Origin of the sequence: Moorena sp. SIO4A5 (assembly GCF_010672005.1) — a bacterium.
In the GTDB taxonomy this organism is placed as follows: Bacteria; Cyanobacteriota; Cyanobacteriia; order Cyanobacteriales; family Coleofasciculaceae; genus Moorena.
This window is the reverse complement of record NZ_JAAHHZ010000586.1, coordinates 1-3,073: the sequence shown is the minus strand read 5'-3', so window position 1 is coordinate 3,073 and position 3,073 is coordinate 1. Positions and strand designations below refer to the sequence as shown.

The window sequence follows — 3,073 nt, the reverse complement described above, 5'->3', positions numbered from 1 at the left end:
CCGATGTGATTCATCTAATTCAAGCCATTCGCAGGAATTACTCAGTATGGACAATTACTCTAGTTGTTATTCCCCAACATCTGCTAGTTATCCTAACCGGTTTTGAAGCTTACGTTCTATCTGTGATGAACCTAGGTGAGTATTTGCAGCGGCGAAGGTTAGGAAAGTTGATATTTTCAGCTGAGTTAATTACTCATGCTCTGTGCGCCTTTGGTATTTATCTAGGACGATTCCAACGCTTCAACAGCTGGGACTTGGTTGCTCAACCCAATAGCTTAGTCAAGGGCATGATTCATGATTTAACCTCTAAAGGTCCACTACTAGTGATGGCCGTAACCTTCGTGGTGCTGACAGTATTTTACTGGATGATGAAGCAAATAACCTTAGGAATTATGATCAGAATGCGCCACCAACGTTCTGGCAGCGCAGCTTCTGGATAACAGATTCCTGGATAACAGATTCTTGGATAACAGATTCTTGGATAACAGATTCACAACTTCCAAAGTTTTATGGCTGATTACATTCAGCCTTTTCTGGACTGAAATCTGGCGTAGTATAGTTTTCCCTGTTGCGGTAGATATAGCCGTCAGGTTCGTTTTTGAAGATTACACCATTGGTAACTAACCCCAGAACATTTTGACCTGAGCTGTTGAGAATTTCCATAGCCGCATTAGCACTGGCAGAATCGATTTTTTCAGGTCGGGCTACCAGTAAAATGCCATCAGCCATTTTGCCCAAAATTGGCGCATCAGCCATACCAGCTAATGCTGGAGTATCTAAGATAACACAGTCATACTCTCGTGAGAACTTCTGCATCAGTAAAGCCATCTTCTGAGAGTCTAGAAGAGCCACAGGATTTGGAGGAATTACCCCAGCCATCAGAACATCAAGACCAGTCATTACTTCCCGTTTAGCCTGATGAAATTGAGCATCACCCACGAGAATATTACTTAAACCTAAGGAGTTAGTTAGTTCCCACAGATGATGTTGAGATGGATAACGCAGATCAGCATCGATTAGTAACACCCGGCGTCCTACTTGAGCCATAGCTGCAGCTAAATTAGCACAGACATGGGACTTGCCTTCCTTAGGAACAGAACTGGTTACTACAATCGATTGCAGTGGTCGATCAGAACTGATAAACTTCAGATTGGCTTGCAGAATTTGATAGGCTTCACCGACGACAGAGCGGGGCAAATCTCTTGGAAAAATGGGAAAAACATTCTGTTGAGACGATCCAGCAAAGTAGCTCGTACTGACCAGCTTGCCGTAATCTGGAATAACCCCTAACAAGGTATATCTGAACAAATCTTTTAATTCTTTGAGAGTATGAACCGATCTGTCTAAGAGGTCGATCAAGAAAGCCGTAGCGATCGCAACTAACATACCAGCAAAAGCTCCCCCTGCCAGGATCAGGTTGATGGGGATCGGAATCGGCTGTTCAGGAACGATCGCCTCTGAAATAACACGGGCATTACCGACATTTTGATTTTCCGCAACTCTGGTTTCTTGTAGTTTGCTTAACAAAATTTGGTAAGTTGCTTGTGCAGCAGCTACCCGTCGCTCCAGTTCCCGCTGATTCTGCTCTAGTTTCGGTAGGACTCTAGAGCGCTCTTTGTAAGATGACTGAGTATTCCTCAGAACACCTAGTTGGCTAGTCAGTCCTAAACGCTGTACCTCGGACTGAACCAATTCTGCAGTCAGTTGTTGCTGGATTGGTCCAAACTCTAACAAACTCTTAACCGGTGGCGCTGGTTGTTGGCTACCAATAACCTGGGCTATTCGCTCTTGTAGTAATTTTAATAGTGCGGCTTCCTGAAGAGCCAACTGAGCGACTGTCGGGTATTCATCGTTGAAGCGGGTGCGCTCCAGTGCTAACTGAGCTTGTACCCCTTGGAGTTGTGTCAGTGCCTCCTGGACCCCAGTAGACTGCCTTAAAGACGTAGCTGCCACAGCTTGCTGTGTATCCAGACCGATCTTATTGCGCAAGCCCTCAGACTCAGCATTTATCTGTGCTAACTGAGCCTGAAGTTGAGAAATTTCGTCGTCTAATTTGGCAATCGACCCGACTGCAATGCTAGCTTCTTGTTGCAGGTCTAATATTTTATTAGCTTCTTTGAATCTACGCAAATCCGCTTCTGCTTGGCTGACAGTAGCTTCAACTTTTGGAAGTTGTTTCTCAATAAAGTCACGAGCGGCGACAGCTTCCGCTCGGTTAGTTTGGATATCATTCTCTATGTAAACCTTAATCAGTGTGTTAACGATCCTTTCTGCCCAAGTAGGATCATAGGATTCATAGGAAATGGTGAGGATATCTGTCCCCGGAATTGGTTTGACACTCAGTTCTTTTAAAATGAACTCAGGAGATATAAATTCACCGTTTTTATCCCTGAGGTTAAGAGCTTGGATTGTTTTTTCTATAATTGGTCTGGAAAGAATAATTTCTACTTCCGTAGATAAGGGGTCGCTCTGGCGAGCAACATTATCAATCGTGCCAGTTGGATTATCAACCCCGGTCAGAGAAGAAGAATTATCTGTCTTTAACAACAGTTGAGCTGCTGCTAAATAAACAGTTTTTTGAGAGAAAACATACCATGCGGCCAGACCGAAAACACCACCAAATGCTAGGCTTGCTGGCAAAAAACGCCGTTTGAAAACTAGCCAGTATTTATGAAAATCTATTTCTTCTGAATAATCTATAGCTTCCATAATTTTTCATAAAAAAAGTTTAATACTCACTGACAAAAATTTAGTAGATTGCTCACCCTTTTTTCACCGTCAGAAGCTAGGTATTGATTTTCTCAATATATCTAGAGATAGATGCTATATTAATTATAATAAATTATGATGCTATTGGTTACTTAAATTTGATTAAATTAGAAAAAAAACAAAACACAAAAAAAACCTATGGTGTCTAGCTTTTTTTTAGTGTTAATTTTCCATTGTTTTCGGTAATGGGTAATGGTTTGGGAGTAATCACAAGTCTCCGTTGCCCATTACTAATTACCAAACCTTACACACAAAACTTTACACTGTTATTGCTTCCAGCAATGATATAAATCGTCTTTTGATT

The 3,073-nt window shown here is 42.0% G+C and carries 2 protein-coding genes; one reads left to right on the top strand and one right to left on the bottom strand.

The window, feature by feature from the left end; all coding sequences use genetic code 11:
- Window positions 1-440, top strand: a 440-nt coding sequence (locus tag F6K57_RS41435) for a DUF1361 domain-containing protein (RefSeq protein WP_293074950.1), incomplete at its 5' end; no start/stop codon positions are given.
- Between the two features lie 67 nt (window positions 441-507).
- On the opposite strand, the gene F6K57_RS41430 is transcribed toward F6K57_RS41435, so the two are convergent.
- A complete protein-coding gene (locus F6K57_RS41430) occupies window positions 508-2,709 on the bottom strand; it encodes a polysaccharide biosynthesis tyrosine autokinase (RefSeq protein WP_293074947.1) in 2,202 nt (733 codons plus the stop codon).
- Between the last annotated feature and the right edge of the window lie 364 nt (window positions 2,710-3,073).

What these genes read in the sequence shown, in the direction of transcription:
- F6K57_RS41430 (WP_293074947.1), bottom strand. Translation starts at nt 2,709, where the DNA reads ATGGAAGCTATAGATTATTCAGAAGAAATAGATTTTCATAAATACTGG.